This is a genomic window from Pseudomonas sp. 5.2, from assembly GCF_059025405.1.
In genome coordinates this window covers 339,473-359,582 of the sequence record NZ_JBYBHH010000002.1, presented here as the reverse complement: position 1 = coordinate 359,582, position 20,110 = coordinate 339,473, and the positions used below count along the sequence as shown (strand labels likewise).

The 20,110-nt window shown below is 63.7% G+C and carries 17 protein-coding genes; 9 read left to right on the top strand and 8 right to left on the bottom strand.

Annotated elements, in window-relative coordinates:
* Positions 1-10 precede the first annotated feature (10 nt).
* Positions 11-652: a Pr6Pr family membrane protein gene (locus tag AC5PZ0_RS05325; protein ID WP_186677498.1), complete on the bottom strand. Its 642-nt coding sequence runs from the start codon at positions 650-652 to the stop codon at positions 11-13.
* A gap of 1 nt (position 653) precedes the next feature.
* Positions 654-875 carry a VF530 family protein gene (locus AC5PZ0_RS05320; protein ID WP_027594165.1) on the bottom strand — a complete coding sequence of 74 codons (222 nt, stop codon included), beginning with the start codon at positions 873-875 and terminating at the stop codon, positions 654-656.
* A gap of 164 nt (positions 876-1,039) precedes the next feature.
* Here AC5PZ0_RS05320 and AC5PZ0_RS05315 point away from each other — a divergent pair, with 164 nt between their 5' ends.
* From AC5PZ0_RS05315 to cmoB, 7 genes are all read left to right on the top strand, one after another.
* Complete coding sequence (locus AC5PZ0_RS05315; RefSeq protein WP_493854491.1) at positions 1,040-3,091, top strand: TonB-dependent receptor; 2,052 nt, start codon at positions 1,040-1,042, stop codon at positions 3,089-3,091.
* 320 nt (positions 3,092-3,411) lie between these two features.
* Entirely contained in the window at positions 3,412-4,746 is a 1,335-nt protein-coding gene (locus AC5PZ0_RS05310) for a carbohydrate porin (protein WP_454243020.1), read from the top strand.
* Between the two features lie 31 nt (positions 4,747-4,777).
* Positions 4,778-7,189 carry a glucose/quinate/shikimate family membrane-bound PQQ-dependent dehydrogenase gene (locus AC5PZ0_RS05305; RefSeq protein WP_099430282.1) on the top strand — a complete coding sequence of 804 codons (2,412 nt, stop codon included), beginning with the start codon at positions 4,778-4,780 and terminating at the stop codon, positions 7,187-7,189.
* Between the two features lie 147 nt (positions 7,190-7,336).
* Positions 7,337-9,757, top strand: coding sequence for an endopeptidase La (lon, locus tag AC5PZ0_RS05300; RefSeq protein WP_493854490.1), 2,421 nt, complete (start codon positions 7,337-7,339; stop codon positions 9,755-9,757).
* Between the two features lie 108 nt (positions 9,758-9,865).
* Positions 9,866-10,255 carry a protease inhibitor I42 family protein gene (locus AC5PZ0_RS05295; RefSeq protein WP_493854489.1) on the top strand — a complete coding sequence of 130 codons (390 nt, stop codon included), beginning with the start codon at positions 9,866-9,868 and terminating at the stop codon, positions 10,253-10,255.
* A gap of 132 nt (positions 10,256-10,387) precedes the next feature.
* Positions 10,388-11,131, top strand: coding sequence for a carboxy-S-adenosyl-L-methionine synthase CmoA (gene cmoA, locus AC5PZ0_RS05290; protein ID WP_085273574.1), 744 nt, complete (start codon positions 10,388-10,390; stop codon positions 11,129-11,131).
* Positions 11,128-12,084, top strand: a complete 957-nt coding sequence (gene cmoB, locus AC5PZ0_RS05285) for a tRNA 5-methoxyuridine(34)/uridine 5-oxyacetic acid(34) synthase CmoB (RefSeq protein WP_085273575.1) — start codon at positions 11,128-11,130, stop codon at positions 12,082-12,084. Before cmoA ends, cmoB begins: the two co-directional genes overlap by 4 nt.
* Before the next feature lie 3 nt (positions 12,085-12,087).
* Here cmoB and AC5PZ0_RS05280 read toward each other — a convergent pair whose 3' ends face one another.
* The 4 genes from AC5PZ0_RS05280 to AC5PZ0_RS05265 all read right to left on the bottom strand — a co-directional run bounded on the left by AC5PZ0_RS05280 (position 12,088) and on the right by AC5PZ0_RS05265 (position 16,065).
* Complete coding sequence (locus tag AC5PZ0_RS05280; protein WP_493854488.1) at positions 12,088-13,233, bottom strand: alpha-xenorhabdolysin family binary toxin subunit A; 1,146 nt, start codon at positions 13,231-13,233, stop codon at positions 12,088-12,090.
* A 69-nt stretch (positions 13,234-13,302) separates the two neighbouring features.
* Positions 13,303-14,298, bottom strand: coding sequence for an alpha-xenorhabdolysin family binary toxin subunit B (locus AC5PZ0_RS05275; protein ID WP_493854487.1), 996 nt, complete (start codon positions 14,296-14,298; stop codon positions 13,303-13,305).
* Between the two features lie 13 nt (positions 14,299-14,311).
* Complete coding sequence (locus AC5PZ0_RS05270) at positions 14,312-15,475, bottom strand: alpha-xenorhabdolysin family binary toxin subunit A (RefSeq protein WP_493854486.1); 1,164 nt, start codon at positions 15,473-15,475, stop codon at positions 14,312-14,314.
* A gap of 386 nt (positions 15,476-15,861) precedes the next feature.
* The gene (locus AC5PZ0_RS05265; protein WP_027594154.1) at positions 15,862-16,065 is read right to left on the bottom strand and encodes a hypothetical protein; all 204 of its coding nucleotides are present in this window, start codon (positions 16,063-16,065) and stop codon (positions 15,862-15,864) included.
* 239 nt (positions 16,066-16,304) lie between these two features.
* On the opposite strand from AC5PZ0_RS05265, the gene AC5PZ0_RS05260 reads away from it, so the two are divergent.
* Together AC5PZ0_RS05260 and AC5PZ0_RS05255 are read left to right on the top strand one after the other, a co-directional pair.
* Positions 16,305-16,979 (top strand): heavy metal response regulator transcription factor, encoded by a 675-nt coding sequence (locus AC5PZ0_RS05260; RefSeq protein WP_027594153.1) that lies wholly within the window; start codon positions 16,305-16,307, stop codon positions 16,977-16,979.
* On the top strand, positions 16,976-18,358 hold the full coding sequence (locus AC5PZ0_RS05255; RefSeq protein WP_493854485.1) for a heavy metal sensor histidine kinase: 1,383 nt from the start codon (positions 16,976-16,978) through the stop codon (positions 18,356-18,358). The genes AC5PZ0_RS05260 and AC5PZ0_RS05255 overlap by 4 nt, the downstream gene beginning before the upstream one ends.
* Positions 18,359-18,581: 223 nt before the next feature.
* Here AC5PZ0_RS05255 and pdxJ read toward each other — a convergent pair whose 3' ends face one another.
* Both pdxJ and recO read right to left on the bottom strand, forming a co-directional pair.
* The gene (gene pdxJ / locus AC5PZ0_RS05250) at positions 18,582-19,304 is read right to left on the bottom strand and encodes a pyridoxine 5'-phosphate synthase (RefSeq protein ID WP_446731379.1); all 723 of its coding nucleotides are present in this window, start codon (positions 19,302-19,304) and stop codon (positions 18,582-18,584) included.
* A gap of 61 nt (positions 19,305-19,365) precedes the next feature.
* The gene (recO, locus tag AC5PZ0_RS05245; RefSeq protein WP_493854484.1) at positions 19,366-20,049 is read right to left on the bottom strand and encodes a DNA repair protein RecO; all 684 of its coding nucleotides are present in this window, start codon (positions 20,047-20,049) and stop codon (positions 19,366-19,368) included.
* Positions 20,050-20,110: the final 61 nt, after the last annotated feature.

The window sequence follows — 20,110 nt, the reverse complement described above, 5'->3', positions numbered from 1 at the left end:
AAGGCTGCTCCTACACGCTGACCGCCAACTGCCGGCCGCGCCAGCGGTCCAACCCCAGCAACACCAGCCCGATACCCCAGAACCCCGCCAACACCCCGAGGGCATTGAGCATCACCCGCCCATACCCGAGGCTCGCCACATCGATGAAGGGGTAGGCATACACGCCAATCTCACTGCCCCGCCACAGCGCATAGGCAAAGTACCCCGCCGGGTACAGCGCCCAGCCCGCCAGGTGCCACAGCCGCAAATGGCCCTTGGGCACCGCGCACCACCAGTACAGAACGAACAACGCCGGCATCACATCATGCAGCAACTCGTCTGCCAGCCATTGCCAGCCCTCGGGTTGCCACAAGTGGCGCAGTAGCACGCTGTAGGCCAACGCCACCAGCACGATGCTGGCCGCCACGGCGGAGCTGACCGACGGCAACAGAAAGAAGCGCCTGGCGCTGCCCTCCCGGCCAAACGCGGCATAACTCAGCACCGTCGCCACCAGGGTGTTGGTCAGCACGGTGAAATAACCAAACACGTTGACCAGGCCGCCAATCAGGCTGGCCTGTTCCTGCCAGCGCGCCAGCAACACCAGATAAACCTGCACCGCAAGGCCGAACCAACCGAGCACGGCGGCCAGGCTCAGCCACGGATGGCGCCGCACCTCAGGCCTTGCGCTGCAGCTTCACGTACAGCTGTTCGACCTTCTCCCGCGCCCAGGGCGTCTTGCGCAAGAAGGTCAGGCTCGACTTGATGGTCGGGTTGCTCTTGAAGCAACGCACATCGACGCGCTCGGCAAGGCCCTGCCATTCGTAGTGAGCCACCAGTTCGGTGAGGATCTGCTCCAGGGTCTTGCCGTGCAGCGCGTTGTGTTGGGCCGTGCTCATGCCAGTGCTCCAGCGTGGGAAAGGTGCGCACCTTACACGAGTGTAGTGGCCAGGGGACTCAGGTCGCTTGAAAAACCGCTGGCCAGAGGCGAAAGCCTTATGCTGAAATAGCAATGTTATACAGTAACAATACAAAAGCCTCTGCCAAGGAACGCCCCATCCCCATGCTGTACATCCCGCTCCGCCTCTCCCCCCTCGCCGTCGCGCTGTGGCTGGCCTCATCACCCAGCCAGGCCGTTGAACTCGAACCCCAGGTCATCACCGCCAACCCGCTGGGCAATCGCCAACTGGCCGCCCCGAGCACGGTCCTCGAAGGTGACAACCTGCTGCAACAGCAACACGGCAGCCTCGGTGAAACCCTGAACAAGCAGCCCGGCGTCGCCTCTACCTGGTTCGGCCCTGGCGCCAGCCGCCCGGTAATCCGCGGCCTGGACGGCGACCGCATCCGCATCCTGCGCAACGGCGTCGGTGCACTGGATGCCTCGTCACTGTCCTACGATCACGCCGTTCCGCTCGACCCGGTGACCGTGGAGCGGGTCGAAATCGTCCGCGGGCCCGCTGCCCTGCTCTACGGCGGCAATGCCATTGGCGGTGTGGTCAATACCTTCGATAACCGCATCCCCGATGCGCCGATCGAAGGCATCCACGGGGCGGGCGAGCTGCGTTATGGCGGCGCCGATACCACCCGCAGCAGCGCCGGTAAACTGGAAGCCGGGAACGGCGCCTTCGCCCTGCACCTGGACGCCAACAGCCGCCAGTTCAACGATTTGCGCATCCCTGGTTACGCGCGCAGCTCGAAGGTGCGTGACGCCGACGAGCCGGGCAGCAAACACCGCCTGGAGAACAGCGACGGGCGTCAGGATGGGGGCGCCGTCGGCGGGTCTTACCAGTGGGACCATGGCTATGCCGGCCTGTCCTACAGCCGCTACGACAGCAACTACGGCTCGGTGGCCGAACCCGGCGTACGCCTGGACATGCAGCAAGACCACTACGCATTCGCCTCTGAACTGCGTGACCTCGAAGGCCCGTTCAGCTCGGTCAAGGTCGATGCCGGCTATACCGACTACGAGCACAGCGAAATCGAAGAAGGCGAGGTGCACACCACCTTCAAGAACAAGGGCTACGAGGCACGCATCGAGGCGCGTCATCAGCCACTTGGGCCGGTTGAAGGGGTGATCGGTGCCCAGGTCAGCCGTAACGAGTTCTCGGCACTGGGGGAGGAAGCGTTCGTCCCGCATACCGATACCGACAGCCTGGCGCTGTTCATGCTTGAGCAATGGCAGGCCACCGAGCGCCTGAACCTGAGCCTGGGCGCGCGTTTGGAGCACACCCGCGTCGACCCGGATGCCAAGGGCAACGAGACCTTTGCAGCGGCCGACAGCGCCAGCAGTTTCAATGCCTTCAGCCTGTCCTCCGGGGCGGTGTACCAGCTCGACCCGGTCTGGGCACTGGCCGCCAACCTGGGCTACACCGAGCGCGCCCCAACCTTCTATGAGCTGTATGCCAACGGTGCGCATGTGGCCACCGGGGCTTACGAGGTGGGCGATGCCAGCCTGAAAAAGGAAAAGGCAATTTCCGGCGACTTGGCCCTGCGCTTCGACAACGGCACGCACAAAGGCAGCGTCGGGGTCTTCTACAGCCACTTTCGCAACTACATTGGCCTGATCGGCACAGGCAACCTGCGTGAGGGGCATGACCACGACCATGGCGAGGACGAGCATGACCACGATCATGATCACGACCATGACGGCTTCCCGGAATACCAGTATCAGGGCGTGCGGGCGCGCTTCTATGGCATCGAGGCGCAAGACCGCTGGCAACTGGTCGAGAACCGCTATGGCAGCTTCGCGCTGGAGCTGTCCGGCGACTACACCCGGGCCAAGAACCTCGACAGTGGCGAGCCATTGCCACGAATCGCACCGCTGCGGTTGAACAGCGGCCTGGTCTGGGCACTGGACCGCTGGCAGGCGCGGGTCGATGTGCAGCATGCCGCGTCGCAACATCGCACACCGGCCAACGAAACCAGTACCGATGGCTACACCACGCTGGGCGCGAGTGTGGGCTATCGCTTCGACATCGGGCAAAGCGAGTGGCTGGCCTTCGTGCGGGGTGAAAACCTGACGGATCAGACGGTGCGCTATGCCAGTTCGATTCTGCGGGATATTGCGCCAGCGCCGGGGCGCAGTGTGGAAGTGGGGCTGCGTACGACGTTTTGAGCTGCCATCGGGGCGCCCTGCGCCCCCATTCGCGTGTAGGAGCAGCCTTGTGCTGCGAAGAGGCCGGAGATAACACAGCAAATCTTCACTGATTTCACCGGCCTCTTCGCAGCACAAGGCTGCTCCTACAAACGGCACTGTTACCGGATCGACAACAATCAACTGCGACAATTTGTCTTTTTTTCTTACAACTTCCCCTATATCCTCCCCGCCGCAAGCTGAATCGCTTCATCGACTCCACCTTGTTGTCATCTCCATTGAAGGGCCCGCCCTTCGATGCCCTTGTCGTTTGTTCAATAATCAAAAGATAGCGCTATCTCATGTTCCAGCTGCCCAAAACCTGTTTCATCGGCCTTGCCCTCACCGCCTGTGCAACCCCTGCCAGCGCCAGCGAAATGTTCGCCAGCGATTCCCCGTGGATGCTGGGCGATTGGGGCGGCACCCGCAGTGAATTACTGGCAAAAGGTTACGACTTCACCCTCGGCTATACCGGCGAGATGGGCAGCAACCTGCACGGCGGCTTCGACCACGACCGTACCGCGCGCTACAGCGACCAGTTCACCTTCGGTAGCCACCTGGACCTGGAAAAGATCTTTGGCTGGAACGACACCGAATTCCAGCTGACCCTCACCGAGCGCCACGGCGACAACATCAGCAACGACCGCATCAACGACCCGCGTGTCGGCGGCTTCACCTCTGCCCAGGAAGTCTGGGGCCGCGGTGAAACCTGGCGGCTCACGCAACTGTGGGTCAAACAGAAGTACTTTGACGGCGCACTGGACGTCAAATTCGGCCGTTTCGGCGAAGGCGAAGACTTCAACAGCTTCCCCTGCGACTTCCAGAACCTGGCCTTCTGCGGCTCGCAGGTAGGCAACTGGGTTGGCAGCATCTGGTACAACTGGCCCGTCAGCCAATGGGCCCTGCGCGTGCGCTACAACCTCACCGACGCACTCTATGCCCAAGTCGGCGTGTACGAGCAAAACCCTTCCAACCTGGAATCGGGCAACGGTTTCAAGCTCAGTGGCAGCGGCACCCAGGGCGCCATCCTGCCGGTCGAACTGGTGTGGAGCCCACAGGTCAATGGCCTGAAAGGGGAATATCGCGCCGGCTACTACTACAGTAATGCCAAGGCACACGATGTGCTCGACGACAGCAACGGCCAGCCGGCTGCGCTCAGTGGCGCCGCCTACCGCAGCCGTTCGAGCAAGCACGGCATGTGGCTCGGCGCCCAGCAGCAGGTCACCTCGCTGGCGTCCGACCAGTCGCGTGGCCTGAGCCTGTTCGCCAACGCCACCTTGCACGACAAGAAGACCAATGCCATCGACAACTATGTTCAGGCAGGACTGGTATACAAAGGGCCCTTCGATGCCCGCGCCAAGGACGACATCGGCTTCGCCCTCGCCCGCGTGCACGTCAACCCGGCCTACCGCAAGAACGCCCGCCTGGCCAACCAGGCCGCCGGCCTCGACGACTACGACAACCCTGGCTTCCTGCCCGTGCAGGACACGGAGTACAGCGCCGAGCTGTACTACGGCATTCACTTGGCCGACTGGCTCACAGTGCGCCCCAACCTGCAGTACATCCGCCACCCGGGCGGGGTGTCGCAGGTTGACGATGCGCTGATCGGCGGCCTGAAGATCCAAAGCACTTTCTGAATCAACCTTTTGACATAACGGAGAACCTACGATGAGCACTGACGGTGCCAAGAATGGAACCCGCTGGCTACCGCGCCTTCTGGGCGTGCTGCTGTTGCTGATGGGCCTGGCCCTGCTGGCTGGCGGCATCAAGCTGAGCCAGCTGGGGGGGTCGCTGTATTACCTGATCGCCGGCATCGGCTTTGCCCTGTCCGGTATCCTGCTGCTGGCCCAGCGCCGCATCGCCCTCGGGCTGTACGGCCTGGTGCTGCTCGGCAGCACCGCCTGGGCATTGCTGGAAGTGGGCCTGGACTGGTGGCAACTGGTGCCGCGCCTGGCCATCTGGTTCGCCATTGGCGTGGTCCTGCTGCTGCCTTGGGCACGTCGCCCACTGATCGGCCCGGCCGCCAAGGCCAACACCGCGCTGCTCAGCGTCGCTGTGGTCGCCTCCGGTGCCTGCGCCCTGGGCAGCCAATTCACTCACCCGGGTGAAGTGTTCGGCGAACTGGGCCGCGAGAGCAGTGAGATGGCCAGCGCCGCGCCGGCCATGCCCGACGGCGAATGGCAAGCCTACGGCCGCACCGAGCATGGTGACCGCTATTCGCCGCTGCGCCAGATCACCCCGCAGAACGCCTACCGCCTGGAAGAAGCCTGGCGCATCCGTACCGGCGACCTGCCGACCGACAACGACCCGGTGGAGCTGACCAACCAGAACACCCCGTTGAAGGTCAACGGCATGCTCTACGCCTGCACCGCGCACAGCAAGCTGCTGGCCCTGGACCCGGACACCGGCGCCGAAATTTGGCGCTACGACCCACAGGTCAAGAGCCCGGTCGGTACCTTCAAGGGCTTCGCCCACATGACCTGCCGCGGTGTTTCGTACTATGACGAGAACAACTACGTCAGCCGTGATGGCAGCCCAGCACCGAAAATCACCGATGCCGGCAAGACTGTCGCCCAGGCCTGCCCGCGCCGCCTGTACCTGCCCACCGCCGACGCCCGCCTGATCGCCATCAACGCCGACAACGGCAAGGTCTGCGAAGGCTTCGCCAACCAGGGCGTGATCGACCTGACCACCGGCATCGGCCCATTCACCGCCGGCGGCTACTACTCCACTTCGCCGGCGGCGATCACCCGTGATCTGGTGATCATCGGCGGCCATGTCACCGACAACGAGTCGACCAACGAGCCCTCTGGCGTCATCCGCGCCTACGACGTGCACGACGGCCACCTGGTGTGGAACTGGGACAGCAACAACCCGGACGACACCAAGCCTCTGGCACCCGGCAAGACCTACAGCCGCAACTCGGCAAACATGTGGTCGATCGCCAGCGTCGATGAAGACCTCGGCATGATCTACCTGCCGCTGGGCAACCAGACCCCAGACCAATGGGGCGCCGACCGCACCCCCGGCGCGGAAAAGTACAGCGCAGGTGTTGTCGCCCTCGACCTGACCACCGGCAAGGCCCGCTGGAACTACCAGTTCACCCACCACGACCTGTGGGACATGGACGTCGGCAGCCAGCCAACCCTGGTCCACCTGAAGACTGCCGATGGCGTGAAGCCGGCGATCATCGTGCCGACCAAGCAGGGCAGCCTGTATGTGCTGGACCGCCGCGACGGCACGCCAATCGTGCCGATCCGTGAGATCCCGACCCCGCAAGGCGCCGTGAAAGGCGACCACACCTCGCCGACCCAGGCCCGCTCCGACCTCAACCTGCTCGGCCCTGAGCTGACCGAACAGGCCATGTGGGGCGCCACACCGTTCGACCAGATGCTGTGCCGCATCCAGTTCCGCGAACTGCGTTACGAAGGCCAGTACACCCCGCCGTCCGAGCAGGGTTCGCTGATCTACCCAGGTAACGTCGGCGTGTTCAACTGGGGCAGCGTGTCGGTCGACCCGGTACGCCAGTTGCTGTTCACCTCGCCCAACTACATGGCCTTCGTGTCGAAGATGGTGCCGCGCGAGCAAGTGGCCGCCGGCAGCAAGCGCGAAAGCGAGACCAGCGGCGTGCAGCCCAACACCGGCGCACCATACGCGGTGACCATGCACCCGTTCATGTCGCCGCTGGGCGTACCGTGCCAGGCGCCTGCCTGGGGCTATGTGGCGGCCATCGACCTGTTCACCAACAAGGTCGTGTGGAAGCACAAGAACGGCACCACCCGCGACAGCACACCTGTGCCAATCGGCCTGCCGGTAGGCGTGCCGAGCATGGGCGGTTCGATCGTTACCGCAGGCGGCGTCGGCTTCCTCAGCGGCACCCTGGACCAGTACCTGCGTGCCTACGACACCAACAACGGTAAAGAGCTGTGGAAAGCCCGCCTGCCGGCCGGTGGCCAGGCCACGCCGATGACCTACAGCGGCAAGGACGGCAAGCAGTACGTGCTGGTGACCGCTGGCGGCCACGGCTCGCTGGGCACCAAGATGGGTGATTACATCATCGCTTACAAACTCGCCGACTAAGCTTCTAGCGGCAAGCTACAAGCCACAAGAGAAAGCGGGGCCTGCAGGGCCCCGTTTTTTTTTGCAGCTTGCACCTTCTAACGCAAAGCTTGAAACCCATCCCCCCGCGCCCCATCTAAGCACCATAGTCATTCACGCAGGTGCCCCATGAGCAACCAGCAGGATTTCCCCGAACACCCCGACGAACACAGCGAAGTCGAGCACGCCGATACCCAGGCCACACCCGGCCACGCCCTCGCCCTGCCCGGCCAGCAACTGCCGGACAAGGTCTATGTGATCCCGATTCACAACCGCCCGTTCTTCCCGGCACAAGTGTTGCCCGTGATTGTCAACGAAGAGCCCTGGGCAGAAACCCTCGACCTGGTCGCCAAGTCACCCGACCACTGCCTGGCGCTGTTCTTCATGGACACCCCGCCCGAAGACCACCGCCATTTCGACACCTCCGCCCTGCCGGAGTACGGCACCCTGGTCAAGGTGCACCACGCCAGCCGTGAGAACGGCAAGCTGCAGTTCGTGGCCCAGGGCCTGACCCGGGTGCGCATCCGGACCTGGCTCAAGCACCATCGCCCGCCCTACCTGGTCGAGGTGGAATACCCGCGCCAACCCACCGAGCCTACCGACGAGGTCAAGGCCTACGGCATGGCGCTGATCAATGCGATCAAAGAGCTGCTGCCGCTCAACCCGCTGTACAGCGAAGAGCTGAAAAACTACCTCAACCGCTTCAGCCCCAACGACCCGTCACCGCTGACCGATTTTGCCGCAGCCCTTACCTCGGCCACCGGCAGCCAGTTGCAGGAAGTGCTCGACTGCGTGCCCATGCTCAAACGCATGGAAAAGGTCCTGCCGATGCTGCGCAAAGAGGTCGAGGTGGCGCGCCTGCAGAACGAGATCTCGGCCGAGGTCAACCGCCAGATCGGCGAGCACCAGCGCGAGTTCTTCCTCAAGGAGCAGCTCAAGGTCATCCAGCAGGAGCTGGGCCTGACCAAGGACGACCGCAGCGCCGACCTCGAACAGTTCGAACAGCGCCTTGAGGGCAAGACCCTGCCCGCCCAGGCGCAGAAGCGCATCGACGAAGAAATGGGCAAGCTGTCGATCCTCGAGACCGGCTCGCCAGAATACGCCGTGACCCGCAACTACCTCGACTGGGCCACCGCCCTGCCGTGGGGCGTTTACGGCAAAGACAAGCTCGACCTCAAGCACGCGCGCAAGGTGCTCGACCAGCACCACGCCGGCCTTGATGACATCAAGGAACGCATCCTCGAATTCCTCGCCGTGGGCGCCTGGAAAGGCGAGATCAGCGGCTCGATCGTGCTGCTGGTGGGCCCACCGGGTGTGGGCAAGACCAGCATTGGCAAGTCCATTGCCGAATCGCTCGGCAGGCCGTTCTACCGCTTCAGCGTCGGCGGCATGCGCGACGAAGCGGAAATCAAGGGCCACCGCCGCACCTACATCGGCGCCCAACCGGGCAAGCTGGTGCAGGCGCTGAAAGACGTCGAAGTGATGAACCCGGTGATCATGCTCGACGAGATCGACAAGATGGGCCAGAGCTACCAGGGTGACCCGGCTTCCGCGCTGCTGGAAACCCTCGACCCCGAGCAGAACGTCGACTTCCTCGACCACTACCTGGACCTGCGCCTGGACCTGTCCAAGGTGCTGTTCGTCTGCACCGCCAACACCCTCGACTCGATCCCCGGGCCGTTGCTCGACCGCATGGAAGTGATCCGCCTCTCCGGCTACATCACCGAAGAAAAGCTGGCCATCGCCAAGCGCCACCTGTGGCCCAAGCAGCTGGACAAGGCCGGCGTAGCCAAGACCAGCCTGAGCATCACTGACAGCGCGCTGCGCACCGTGATCGAGGGCTATGCCCGTGAGGCAGGGGTGCGGCAGCTGGAGAAGCAACTGGGCAAACTGGTGCGCAAAGCCGTGGTCAAGCTGCTGGAGGACCCGGATGCCAAGCTCAAGATTGGCAGCAAAGACCTGGAGGCCGCGCTCGGCATGCCGGTATTCCGCAGCGAGCAGGTACTGGCCGGCAAAGGCGTGATAACGGGTTTGGCCTGGACCAGCATGGGCGGCGCCACGCTGCCGATCGAGGCCACCCGCATTCATACCCTCAGCCGCGGCTTCAAGCTGACCGGCAAACTGGGGGATGTGATGAAAGAGTCCGCCGAGATCGCTTATAGCTACGTCAGCTCCAACCTCAAACAGTTTGGCGGTGACCCAGGCTACTTCAACGAGGCGTTCATCCACCTGCACGTGCCCGAGGGTGCTACGCCCAAGGATGGCCCAAGCGCGGGGGTGACCATGGCCAGCGCGCTGCTGTCACTGGCGCGGGACCAGGCGCCGAAAAAGGGCGTGGCCATGACCGGTGAGCTGACCCTGACCGGCCAGGTGCTGCCCATTGGCGGGGTGCGTGAGAAGGTGATTGCCGCCAAGCGGCAGAAGATCTTCGAGCTGATCCTGCCCGAGGCCAACCGCGGCGACTTCGAAGAATTGCCAGACTACCTGCGTGAAGGGCTGACGGTGCATTTTGCCAAGCGCTTTGCCGACGTGGCGAAAGTGCTGTTCTGATCAGTCCTGGCCTGTTTGCGGCATTCGCCGTGAACAGGCCTGTACCGGTGGCACAAATTTGCACGTGCTTCGGTTATCCTCAGGTCATCGCCAGCCTTCGGAGCCAACATGACCGCCCCTCGTCTGCTCGTTCCTCTGAGCCTTACCCTGCTTGCTGCCTGCGCCCAGCACCTGCAAACCGTCGAACTGGACGCCGAAAGCGAATGCCCCCAGCGTCTGAAGGTGGGCCAGGCACTGACCCTGACCCTTCCAGGAAACCCCTCAACCGGCTACCGCTGGCGCATTGAGAACCCTGCCGCAAGCATCCTGCAAAGCCTCGGCCCCGAGGTCTACAGTGCCCCCGATGACACCGACGTGGTCGGCAGTGCCGGCTCGTCCACCTGGCGCTACCTTGCCAGCAGTGCCGGAGAAGCCCAACTGGTGCTTGTGTATCAACGCCCCTGGGAGGCTGAAGTCGCACCGGTGCAGAGCTTCGAGTGCAAGGTCATCGTCCGCTGACCGCGCTTAACGCCTGTCGCTGGCAACCTTGACTGCCTGCTGGTACGTGCACTGGCCCCGAAGCACTGCCATGGCAAGATGCTCCGCCTTTGGCTAAAATGCGTCTCCGTTTCACCCCGTATCGAGCCCGCAGTGAGCAAACAACCCGACCGCCTCTTCGCCCAACCTCTGGAGCAGGTACCCGACTTCGCCTTCAACGAAGACGTGGTGCGCGTGTTCCCGGACATGATCAAGCGTTCGGTGCCAGGCTACCCGACCATCGTCGAAAACCTCGGCGTGCTGGCCGCACGCTTCGCCCAGCCGAACAGCACGCTGTACGACCTGGGTGCCTCACTGGGCGCTGTCACCCAGTCGTTGCGCCGTCATGTACGCAGCGACGGTTGCCGCGTCATCGCCGTGGACAACTCCGCTGCGATGGTCGAGCGCTGCCGCCAGTACCTCACCGCGCAGGACTCGATGTTCCAGGAGCTGCTGCCGGTCAACGTGCTGGAAGCCGACATCCTCGCCCTGCCCTTCGAGCCGGCCTCGGTAGTGGCGATGAACTTCACCCTGCAATTCATCGCACCCGACCAACGCCTTGAGTTGCTCGGCCGTATCCGCCAGGCCCTGCTGCCGGGCGGCGCGCTGATCCTCTCGGAAAAACTGCGTTTCGCCGACGATGACGAGCAGAACCTGCTGAATGAACTGCACCTGGACTTCAAACGGGCCAACGGCTACAGCGAACTGGAAATTGCCCAGAAGCGCAGTGCCATCGAGCACGTGATGAAGCCCGACACCCTGGATGCGCACAAGGCGCGCCTGCGCGCTGCGGGTTTCTCCAAGGTCGTGCCGTGGTTCCAATGCCTTAACTTCGCCTCGCTGATTGCCCTGCCATGATCGATCTGTCCCCTCTGGTCCGCCGCCTGGCGGGCACCCCCCTGGCTTCCTGGTCGCAAGGCCTGCAAGCGCAACTGGAAGCCAAGCTGGAAAAAGGCCACGGCGACCTCGATCGCTGGCGCGGCGCGCTGGATGCGCTTCCCGCCCTGCAACCCAGCGAAATCGACCTGGTCAACGGGCTGCGCCTGGATTGCGACTGCGACGACGCCACCCGCGCGCAAATGCGTGAGGCGCTGATGGGCTTGTCGCCCTGGCGCAAAGGGCCGTTCGACCTGTTCGGCGTGCACGTGGACACCGAATGGCGCTCGGACTGGAAGTGGTCGCGGGTCAGCCCGCACCTGGACCTCAAGGGCAAGCGCGTGCTCGATGTCGGCTGCGGCAACGGTTATTACCAATGGCGCATGCTCGGCGCCGGTGCCGATATGGTGGTCGGGGTCGACCCCAACTGGCTGTTCTTCTGCCAGTTCCAGGCCGTGCAGCAGTACTTGCCCGAGCTGCCAGCCTGGCACTTGCCGTTCGCCCTGGAAGATTTGCCGGCCAACCTTGAAGGCTTCGACACGGTGTTCTCCATGGGCGTGTTCTACCACCGCCGCTCCCCCATAGAGCACCTGCTGGCGCTCAAGGATTGCCTGGTCAAAGGCGGCGAGCTGGTGCTGGAGACGTTGGTGGTCGAAGGCGACGAGCAACAGGTGCTGGTCCCAGAAGACCGCTACGCACAAATGCGCAACGTCTGGTACCTGCCCTCGGTACCCGCTCTGGAGCGCTGGTTGCGCCGTGCCGGCTTCAGCGATGTACGCTGCGTCGATGTCAGCGTCACCAGCATCGAAGAACAGCGCAGCACCGATTGGATGCGCTACCAGTCACTGAGCGACTTCCTCGACCCCAATGACCAAAGCCTGACCGTCGAAGGCCTGCCCGCGCCACGGCGGGCAACGATCGTAGCGCGCAAGTAGCGCCTACTTGAAGACCTTCGCCATCTCCTGGGAATGTTCACGTATCCCTGCCCACTGGGCGAGAAACTGCCTGAAGTAGTAAATGAACACCGCCAGTTGCTGGCGGGTGTTCATCTTGCCCAGGTGGCCTGCCGCGCTTTCCAGGTACGCCTCGATGGTTTGCCAGGCCGTGTGCAGGTGACCCGCCGCAAGCACCACATCCCACAGGTCGAGCTCCAGCTGGCCCATGTTGGAGTTCACCTTCTGTACGCGCCCTTCCACCTGACGAAACTCGCTCAACTGGTGGCTGACTGCGCTGCGCCGATGCTCCAGGCGACGAAGCTCGGCGCGCGCTGACTTGGCTTTGGAGCCATAGATAGAATTGCCGATCAACGCGCCGAAAGGGCCGCCGATCCAGCCGAGTGAGGATTGCCTGGAGTAACGCTCATACTCACTGCGCACCGCCTTGATGTCCTCATCCAGGCTGGCCAGCTCCCAGGCCAAGTTTTCGCCATCCGGGGCCTGTGAAAAGCGCGCTGCCGCTCGGCACTTCTCCACCACTTCCGGGCGTAGCTTGAAACGCGCCTCGTCGCGAAAGCGCTCGAAGCCTATCCGCACTTGATCGAGCTGCAGGTCGAAATCGTCGATCAGCGCATGCAAGCCCATCAGCCGGTCAGCCATCGAACTGATCAACGTGCGGTCATGCTCATCGAGCGGCACATCGGGCGCCTCGCGCAGGCTGTCCCACGAAGGTCGATTGGCCCCCAGCGCACGTGTGCGCGCGACCAGCTGCACGACCTCGGCACCGCAAGCCTCGACCTGGCTGGCGTGCGCATCGAGCTGAAGGGTGACCGCCTGAGTGCTGCGCTCCAGATGGCTCCAGCTTTGCCCGTGCGCGCGCAACCGCTTGAACATGGCGAGCATACGCTCAGGCGTCAACTCTGGCTCGGCAATGCTGGTATAGCCAAGCCAGCGCAAGGTCTGCGTGCAATCGCCCGGCAGCGCCAGCATGCGCTGGCTGTAGTCGCTGAGGGTCTGGCGTGATTCACGGGTCAGGATCAGGCCCGCCCGGCCCCGTCCGTCACGGTCGTCCATGGCGCCAATCAAGGCGCCAGGCAGGACAATCGCCTTTTGTTGCTGCTCTTGGAAACTCAATGTCCGAGGATTCATTGTTCGACTCTCATCCACTTGGATATGGCGCAGCCGACCGTGCCCGATGAGCACGGTCGACCTGGGCCGTTACAGCCCGCGACGGTGCTGCTCGAGCAGTTGTCGCTGATAGGCCAGCAGTTGCTTGAAGGTGTCGTCCAGGGCTTGCACCTGCGCAACGTTGCTGGGGGCCGCAGTGCCTATTCGCGGCGCGAAGTTGGCCAGGGCCTGGCGCACGACATTGATGCCGGCGTCCCACTCGGAGCGTTGCTCGTGCAAACGCGGCATCGTTAGCAGTGCCGCCAGTTGCGTGCTCACCACCTGCTGACGCTGATCGAGTTCGCGCACTTGCCGCGCCAGGTTCGCCACCCGCTCGCGGGCAGCCCGCCGCGCCTGCTGCAACTGGGCGTAGCGCATACCTTCGACGACATCGCCAAGCAGGGTTTGCAGCTGCTCCACCGCCGTGTTCATGGCGTCGGCTATCGCTGCGGCTTCAGCGCCAGGCACGGCCAGTTTGGCCAGGTCTTGCGCCGAAGGTACGACACCGCCGAAGCGGGTCTGCAAGCCATTGGCCTCCAGGGTGGCAATGGCCTGCTCGATCGCCGACTGGCTGTGCTTCTCGCGATCATGCTCGGCGCTTACCTGGGTGTGCAGGTTGGCCTGATCCTGCTGTTGCTTGAGCAGCCGCTGTTCGTCGCGGGCCCACGCCAGCGCTGCCAGGGTGGCCAGCGCCTGCTGTTCCTTGCCCAGGTGGGCCACCTGGGTGCCCAGTAGAGACTTCACCGTCTCGGCGACTTCTGCAGCAATTGCCAGCAGCTCCTCATCATCGCCATCCTCCAGGGCGTCGAGGATGTCGCGCAGTGGTTCATTGGAGATCTCCGCGACAACGCGCTGGGCGTTGCGCACCATCACCTCGGCGCAGTTGATGAACAGCTTCATATGGCGCTCCAGCGACTCGTGGATCACCGGCTGAAATTTCAACTCGCCGCGCTGCCAGGCTTCGGTGAAGCTTCGCGTTGCACCCAACACGCTGCCCAATTCAGGCGGATTGGCGCGGGTATGCAGCACACTGATATTGTCATTCATGGTCGTTCACCTGTTAGTGGGCCGAAGCGGCGTCGTCGAAAATGCGGGTCAGTTGCAGGGAGGTCTTTTCGATCTGGATCCACTGCGCCAGGAACTGCCGGAAATAAATGACAAACCTGGCCAAGGCGCGGTTGTCGGAGATCTGTTCGAGCTTGCCGATCGACGCGTCGATGTACGCACCGACGATTTCCCAGGCGGTCTGCAGGTGGGACGCCGCAGTCACTACGTCCTGCAAGCGGGTATCGAGCTCGTCGACGAAGGTCGCCATCTCTTCCATGCGGCCTTCCAGATTCACCCGTACGCGCAGTTGCTCGCTGGTAGCACGCCGCTCTGCCTGGCGACGCTTGCGCTCCTTGCGAACCTTCTCGGCCTTGCTCCCGTAGATGCCGCCGGTGATCACCGCGCCGATCGGCCCTGCGGCCAGGCCGCTGAGCGCCTGCTTGACGTACTGGTCATACTCTTTGCTCAAGGCACCGATCTCGTCGTCCAGCTCCTTGAGCTTCCCGCGCAGGCGCTCCACCACACCATCACCCTTGGTGCGCTCGACCGCTTGCCCCTTCTGTTTCACCGCCGGGATCAGCTTGAAGCGCGCGGCATCGCGGAACGTCTCGGTTTCGCCGCGCACGGTGGCGACCCGCACCGCGTAGCGCTGCACATCCTCCTGAAGAATCTGCAGGTAATCGACCAGCGACGAGACCGCTCGCTGGTCGGCACGGTCCAGTTTCACCGGGGTACCCAGCACGACCTTGTCCCACGCCTTGATGTCGGAGCCCAATGCGCGAATCTGCCGGCACTCATCGACGATGGTTTCCCCGGCAGCGTTGATCGACGCGGCCGTGGAGGCCAGTTCGCTGGCGAGCTTCTTGTTGCTGTCGGAAAGCGGGCCCCAACTGCGCGCATGGCCACGCAACGCATCGAACAGCGTGGTCATGCCGGCGGGGGCCAGTTCGGGTTCGTCGATCTGCGTGTAGCCCAGCCAGCGCTGCAGGTTGTCGGGTGTCGACGGCAGGCCGAAGACAAAATTGACATACCGATTGAGGGTGATGATGTGCTCGCGGCTGAGGGTCAGCCCGCCTTCATCCTCACCATCGCGCTCGGCCATGGCCTGGATCAGCTTGGCCGGTGTCTTTGCCGCCTCCGCCTGTAGCTGATCGTACTCAGCCGTTTGTGTACTCATGGTCGTGTCTCCTCGAGTCAAGCCCTGGGAAGGCTTGGTCCGACCACGCTAAGGCAGCGACAGGAGGCACAGCAGCGGGCAGTTTTTCCGCCATTTGCAGCGGTGCACCGGGCGTTGCGCCTGGCACACGCAAAACAGGCGCCCACCTGGGGCGCCAAACGAACCGTCGTTGCGGGAGCACGCAAAGGCGGAGGTCGAAGTCAGTCCCTGGCCTAATGCCAGTCAGTTAGGGCTTAGGGGACCGCTGCGCGGTCCATCGCAGGCAAGCCAGCTCCTACAGGAATAGCGTATTTATTGTGAATCTCGCTCACCTGTAGGAGCTGGCTTGCCTGCGATGGGCTGCACAGCAGCCCCAATTACAGCCGATGACGCTTAACTGACTGGTATTAGTCTTTGACCAGTTTTTCGGTGGCTTGCTGGGTTTTGCGCTGGCGTTCCGCCAGCGCCTGGTCCGGCTGGCCATGCAGGCGTTGCTGGTCTTCGCGGAACGCCTCCCAGAACTGCCGCGAGCGTTCTGCGCCGCCCTCCGCCAGCGCGCTGGTGCTGCCCAGCGCCAGTAGCACCCACAACACATACCGAGTCAGGTTCATCAGGGTTACCTCATCGAGTGGTTCAGATGAGGCCATCCTGGGGCACGCCAGCTAACACCAAGGTGAGGCGGACATTACAGTCCTGCAAGCTGGGCGGCAGCTGTCCGGCACATGGCGACATGATTACAAATCTGTTATCCAGCGATGTCCGGGGCCCGCATGGCGTAACATTCCGGCGCTTGACCCTGTTCCCACTACAGGGCCGAGAATCGCCGTCTTTCATTCAACCGAGCCCTACCATGCGTCTACTGATCATCGAGGACGAACTGCGCACCGCCGATTACCTGCAGCAGGGGCTGCGTGAGAACGGCTACGTGGTCGACTGCGCCCACACCGGCATCGACGGCCTGCACCTGGCCCGTCAACAGGCCTACGACCTGGTGATCCTCGACGTCAATTTGCCCGAGCTGGACGGCTGGAGCGTGCTCCAGCGGCTGCGCGCCGAATCCGCCACGCGGATCATGATGCTCACCGCCCACGGTCGCCTGGCAGACCGGGTCAAGGGCCTCGACTTGGGCGCCGATGACTACCTGCTCAAGCCGTTCGAATTCCCCGAGCTGCTGGCGCGCATCCGCAGCCTGCTGCGGCGCAATGAGCAGCCGCTGCAACCCACCACCCTGCGCGTCGCCGACCTCGAACTCGACCCAGGCCGGCATCGGGCCTGGCGCGGCGCCAAGCGCATCGACCTGACCGCCAAGGAGTTTTCCCTGCTGCACCTGCTGATGCGCCAGAGCGGTGAAGTGCTGTCGCGCACGCAAATCATCTCGCTGGTCTGGGACATGAATTTCGACTGTGACACCAATGTGGTCGAGGTTTCCATCCGGCGCCTGCGGGCGAAGATCGACGACCCCTTCGAAGACAAGCTGATCCATACCCTGCGCGGCGTCGGCTATGTGCTCGAGGCGCGCCATTGAAGACTGCCAGCCTGTCGTTGCGCCTAGGCCTGAGCGTGACCCTGATGGGCGCCCTGCTGGTGCTACTGCTGGCCTGCCTGGCGGTGTTGGCGCTCGACCACGAGCTCGACAGCCGCGCGCGCAAGGACCTCGCGCGCAAGATGTTGCAGGTGGAACATAATCTGCGTGTCGACCTGCGCAGCGAGGACCTGGGCAGCCGCGCCCACCCCCTGCTCGACCTGGTCATGGGGCACGACAACCTCAGCCTCAGCGTGCTCGCGCTCGAGGGCCGCCACCCGCACCTGCTCAGCCTGGGCCCAGCCCTGGAGTCGAGCGTGGGCGCGCTGGCGACCGGCGCCCGGCTGACGTTTCACGAATGGCGCGACAGCCGCGGTAACCAAATGCTGACTGCGACACGCCAGATGCGCTTGCGCGACGAGACACCAGTACGGGTGATGATGACGCTCGACCGCGCCGACGACAACGCCCTGCTCCAGGCCTACCTGCACTCGACCCTGATCGCCCTGCCCTTGCTGTTGATACTGATCGGCATCGGCGCCTGGAAGCTGGTGCAACGCAGCCTGAAACCCTTGCGCCATTTTCGCCGGGTGGCCGGCCAGGTTTCGGCCCAGGACCTCAGCCACCGCCTGCCCGACACTGGCCTGCCACAAGAGCTGGGCGAGCTGGCCAGGGCCATCAACGTGATGCTCGACCGGCTCGACCAAGGCGTGCAACAGTTGTCGCAGTTTTCCGACGACCTTGCCCATGAGTTACGCACGCCGCTAAGCAACCTGATGGGCAAGGCCCAGGTCACCCTCAGCCGCGAGCGCGACAACGCCAACTACCGGGAAGTGCTGGAGGACAGCATCGAAGAGCTCACCCGGCTCAACCGCATCATTAACGACATGCTGTTTCTCGCCCAGGTTAGCCAGCCTCAGGCGCAGGTGGCGCTCAAGCCCCTGGCGCTGGCCGATGAGGCTGCACAGGTGGTGGAGCTGTTTGCCATCAGCGCGGAGCTCAAGGACATCGAGCTTCACCTTCAGGGCTGGGGCACGGCCTTGGGTGATCGGCTGATGTTCCAGCGTGCGTTGTCGAACCTGTTGAGCAATGCCATTCGGCATGCGCCGGCAGGCAAGCGCATAGACCTCGGTATCGAGCGCCACGCAAGCGATGTCAGGGTCTGGGTGGAAAATGAGGGCGTAGGGATTGCCGCAGAGCATCAGCCGCAGTTGTTCGAGCGTTTCTATCGCGTGGGCGCTGGGCGCTCACGGCTTGAGGGGGGCACCGGGCTGGGGCTGGCGATCGTGAAGTCGATCATGCAGTTGCATGGTGGCCGGGTCGAGGTGATGAGCAGCCCGGCAGGGCCGACCCGGTTTACCCTGGTGTTCAGAGCCGAGTGACCGGCTGCTGGTAACGGCCTTATCGCCGGCAAGCCGGCTCCCACATGAACTGCGTAGCCTCAAAAACTAGCGCCGCACCTGTGGGAGCTGGCTTGCTAGCGATGAGGCCGGCACAAGCACCACAAGACAGTTGCTCCCACATCAACTGCGTAAGCTTCAAGGCTAGCGCTGTACCAGTGGGAGCCGGCTTGCCGGCGATGAGGCCAGTTCCGTCAACCTGCGATCAGCGCGAAGCCGCCACGATCAACGCCTTCATCTCCGCCACCGCAGCCTTGAAGCCGACGAACAGCGCATGGGCCACCAACGCGTGGCCGATGTTCAGCTCATTGATGCCCTTGATCGCCGCGACTGCCTCGACGTTGTGGTAATGCAGGCCATGGCCGGCATTGACGATCAGCCCTTGGCCCACCCCGAACGCAACACCGTCCGCGATGCGCTTGAGCTCTTCAGCGACTTCAGTCGGCGTCTGTGCATCGGCGTAACGGCCGGTGTGCAGCTCGATGGCCGGCGCGCCTACGCGATGCGACGCTTCGATCTGCCGCTCGTCGGCGTCAATGAACAGCGACACTTCGGCACCGGTGCGGGCCAGGCGCTCGACTGCTGCCTTGATCCGTGCCTCTTGCCCCGCCACGTCCAGGCCGCCTTCGGTGGTCAGTTCCTGACGGGTCTCGGGTACCAGGCAGATGTGCGCCGGGCGGATCTTCTCAGCGAAGGCCATCATCTCTTCGGTGACGCCCATTTCGAAGTTCATGCGGGTCTGCAGCACATCCTTGAGCACCACCACATCGCGCTCCTGAATGTGCCGGCGGTCTTCGCGCAGGTGCACGGTGATGCCGTCGGCACCCGCTTCTTCGGCGTCCAGGGCAGCCTTGACCGGATCAGGGTAACGCGTGCCCCGGGCCTGGCGCAGCGTCGCCACGTGGTCGATATTTACGCCGAGAAGCATGCGGTTGCTGTGAGTCACGAAAGGCTCTCCTGAAGATTGAGCCCCACAGCATACGACGTGATCAACGCTTGCGAAACAGTTCCCGGCTGACCAGGGGTTTGGCACCCAGATGAACGGCCAGTGCCTGACGCATCAACCGCTTGGCTGCGAGCAGCGCCCCCGGGGCTTCCCAGTCGGCTTGCGCCAGGGCCAACAGCTCGCCCCCCAGGAACAACCCGGGCTGCAGCAACTCGACCCGCTCAAGCCCGGCATCCACGCGCAAGCGGTAGCGGCCATCGGCGGCGATCGGCAAGTCGTTCACGTCATGCTGCAACGAAAACGCATAACCGAGCTCGTCCAGCAGGCGCCATTCGAAAGAACGCAACAACGGCTCCAGAGGGCGCCCGGCGGCCAGCGCCTGCAATGTCAGGGTGTAGTGCTCGAACAGTGCAGGGTGAGCGGCTTCGGCGGGCAGCAAACGCATGAGCAGCTCGTTGAGGTACAACCCGCTGAACAGCGCATCGCCGTGCAACCAGGCGGCGATACCAAGTGTCTCCAGACGGCCGACATTCTTCAGCTCGCCGCGCCCGCGCAGCTCCACTTCCAGCGGCACGAACGGCCGCACCAGGCTTCCACCTTTGCCCCGCGCACGGCGCAACACGGCCCGCACACGGCCTTGCGGCGTGAGGAAGTCCACCAGTGCGCTGGTTTCCTTGTAGGCACGACTGTGCAGCACATAGGCCGGCTGGCCGACAGGTTGTTCCATGGCAATCACTTGTCCCAAGGCCAATCGGGCCGCTATGCGGCCCATCGCCGGCAAGCCGGCT

Coding starts and splice junctions, on each gene's coding strand:
- AC5PZ0_RS05320 (WP_027594165.1), bottom strand. CDS start 875: ATGAGCACGGCCCAACACAACGCGCTGCACGGCAAGACCCTGGAGCAG.
- AC5PZ0_RS05315 (WP_493854491.1), top strand. CDS start 1,040: ATGCTGTACATCCCGCTCCGCCTCTCCCCCCTCGCCGTCGCGCTGTGG.
- AC5PZ0_RS05310 (WP_454243020.1), top strand. CDS start 3,412: ATGTTCCAGCTGCCCAAAACCTGTTTCATCGGCCTTGCCCTCACCGCC.
- AC5PZ0_RS05305 (WP_099430282.1), top strand. CDS start 4,778: ATGAGCACTGACGGTGCCAAGAATGGAACCCGCTGGCTACCGCGCCTT.
- lon (WP_493854490.1), top strand. CDS start 7,337: ATGAGCAACCAGCAGGATTTCCCCGAACACCCCGACGAACACAGCGAA.
- AC5PZ0_RS05295 (WP_493854489.1), top strand. CDS start 9,866: ATGACCGCCCCTCGTCTGCTCGTTCCTCTGAGCCTTACCCTGCTTGCT.
- cmoB (WP_085273575.1), top strand. CDS start 11,128: ATGATCGATCTGTCCCCTCTGGTCCGCCGCCTGGCGGGCACCCCCCTG.
- AC5PZ0_RS05280 (WP_493854488.1), bottom strand. CDS start 13,233: ATGAATCCTCGGACATTGAGTTTCCAAGAGCAGCAACAAAAGGCGATT.
- AC5PZ0_RS05275 (WP_493854487.1), bottom strand. CDS start 14,298: ATGAATGACAATATCAGTGTGCTGCATACCCGCGCCAATCCGCCTGAA.
- AC5PZ0_RS05270 (WP_493854486.1), bottom strand. CDS start 15,475: ATGAGTACACAAACGGCTGAGTACGATCAGCTACAGGCGGAGGCGGCA.
- AC5PZ0_RS05265 (WP_027594154.1), bottom strand. CDS start 16,065: ATGAACCTGACTCGGTATGTGTTGTGGGTGCTACTGGCGCTGGGCAGC.
- AC5PZ0_RS05260 (WP_027594153.1), top strand. CDS start 16,305: ATGCGTCTACTGATCATCGAGGACGAACTGCGCACCGCCGATTACCTG.
- pdxJ (WP_446731379.1), bottom strand. CDS start 19,304: ATGCTTCTCGGCGTAAATATCGACCACGTGGCGACGCTGCGCCAGGCC.
- recO (WP_493854484.1), bottom strand. CDS start 20,049: ATGGAACAACCTGTCGGCCAGCCGGCCTATGTGCTGCACAGTCGTGCC.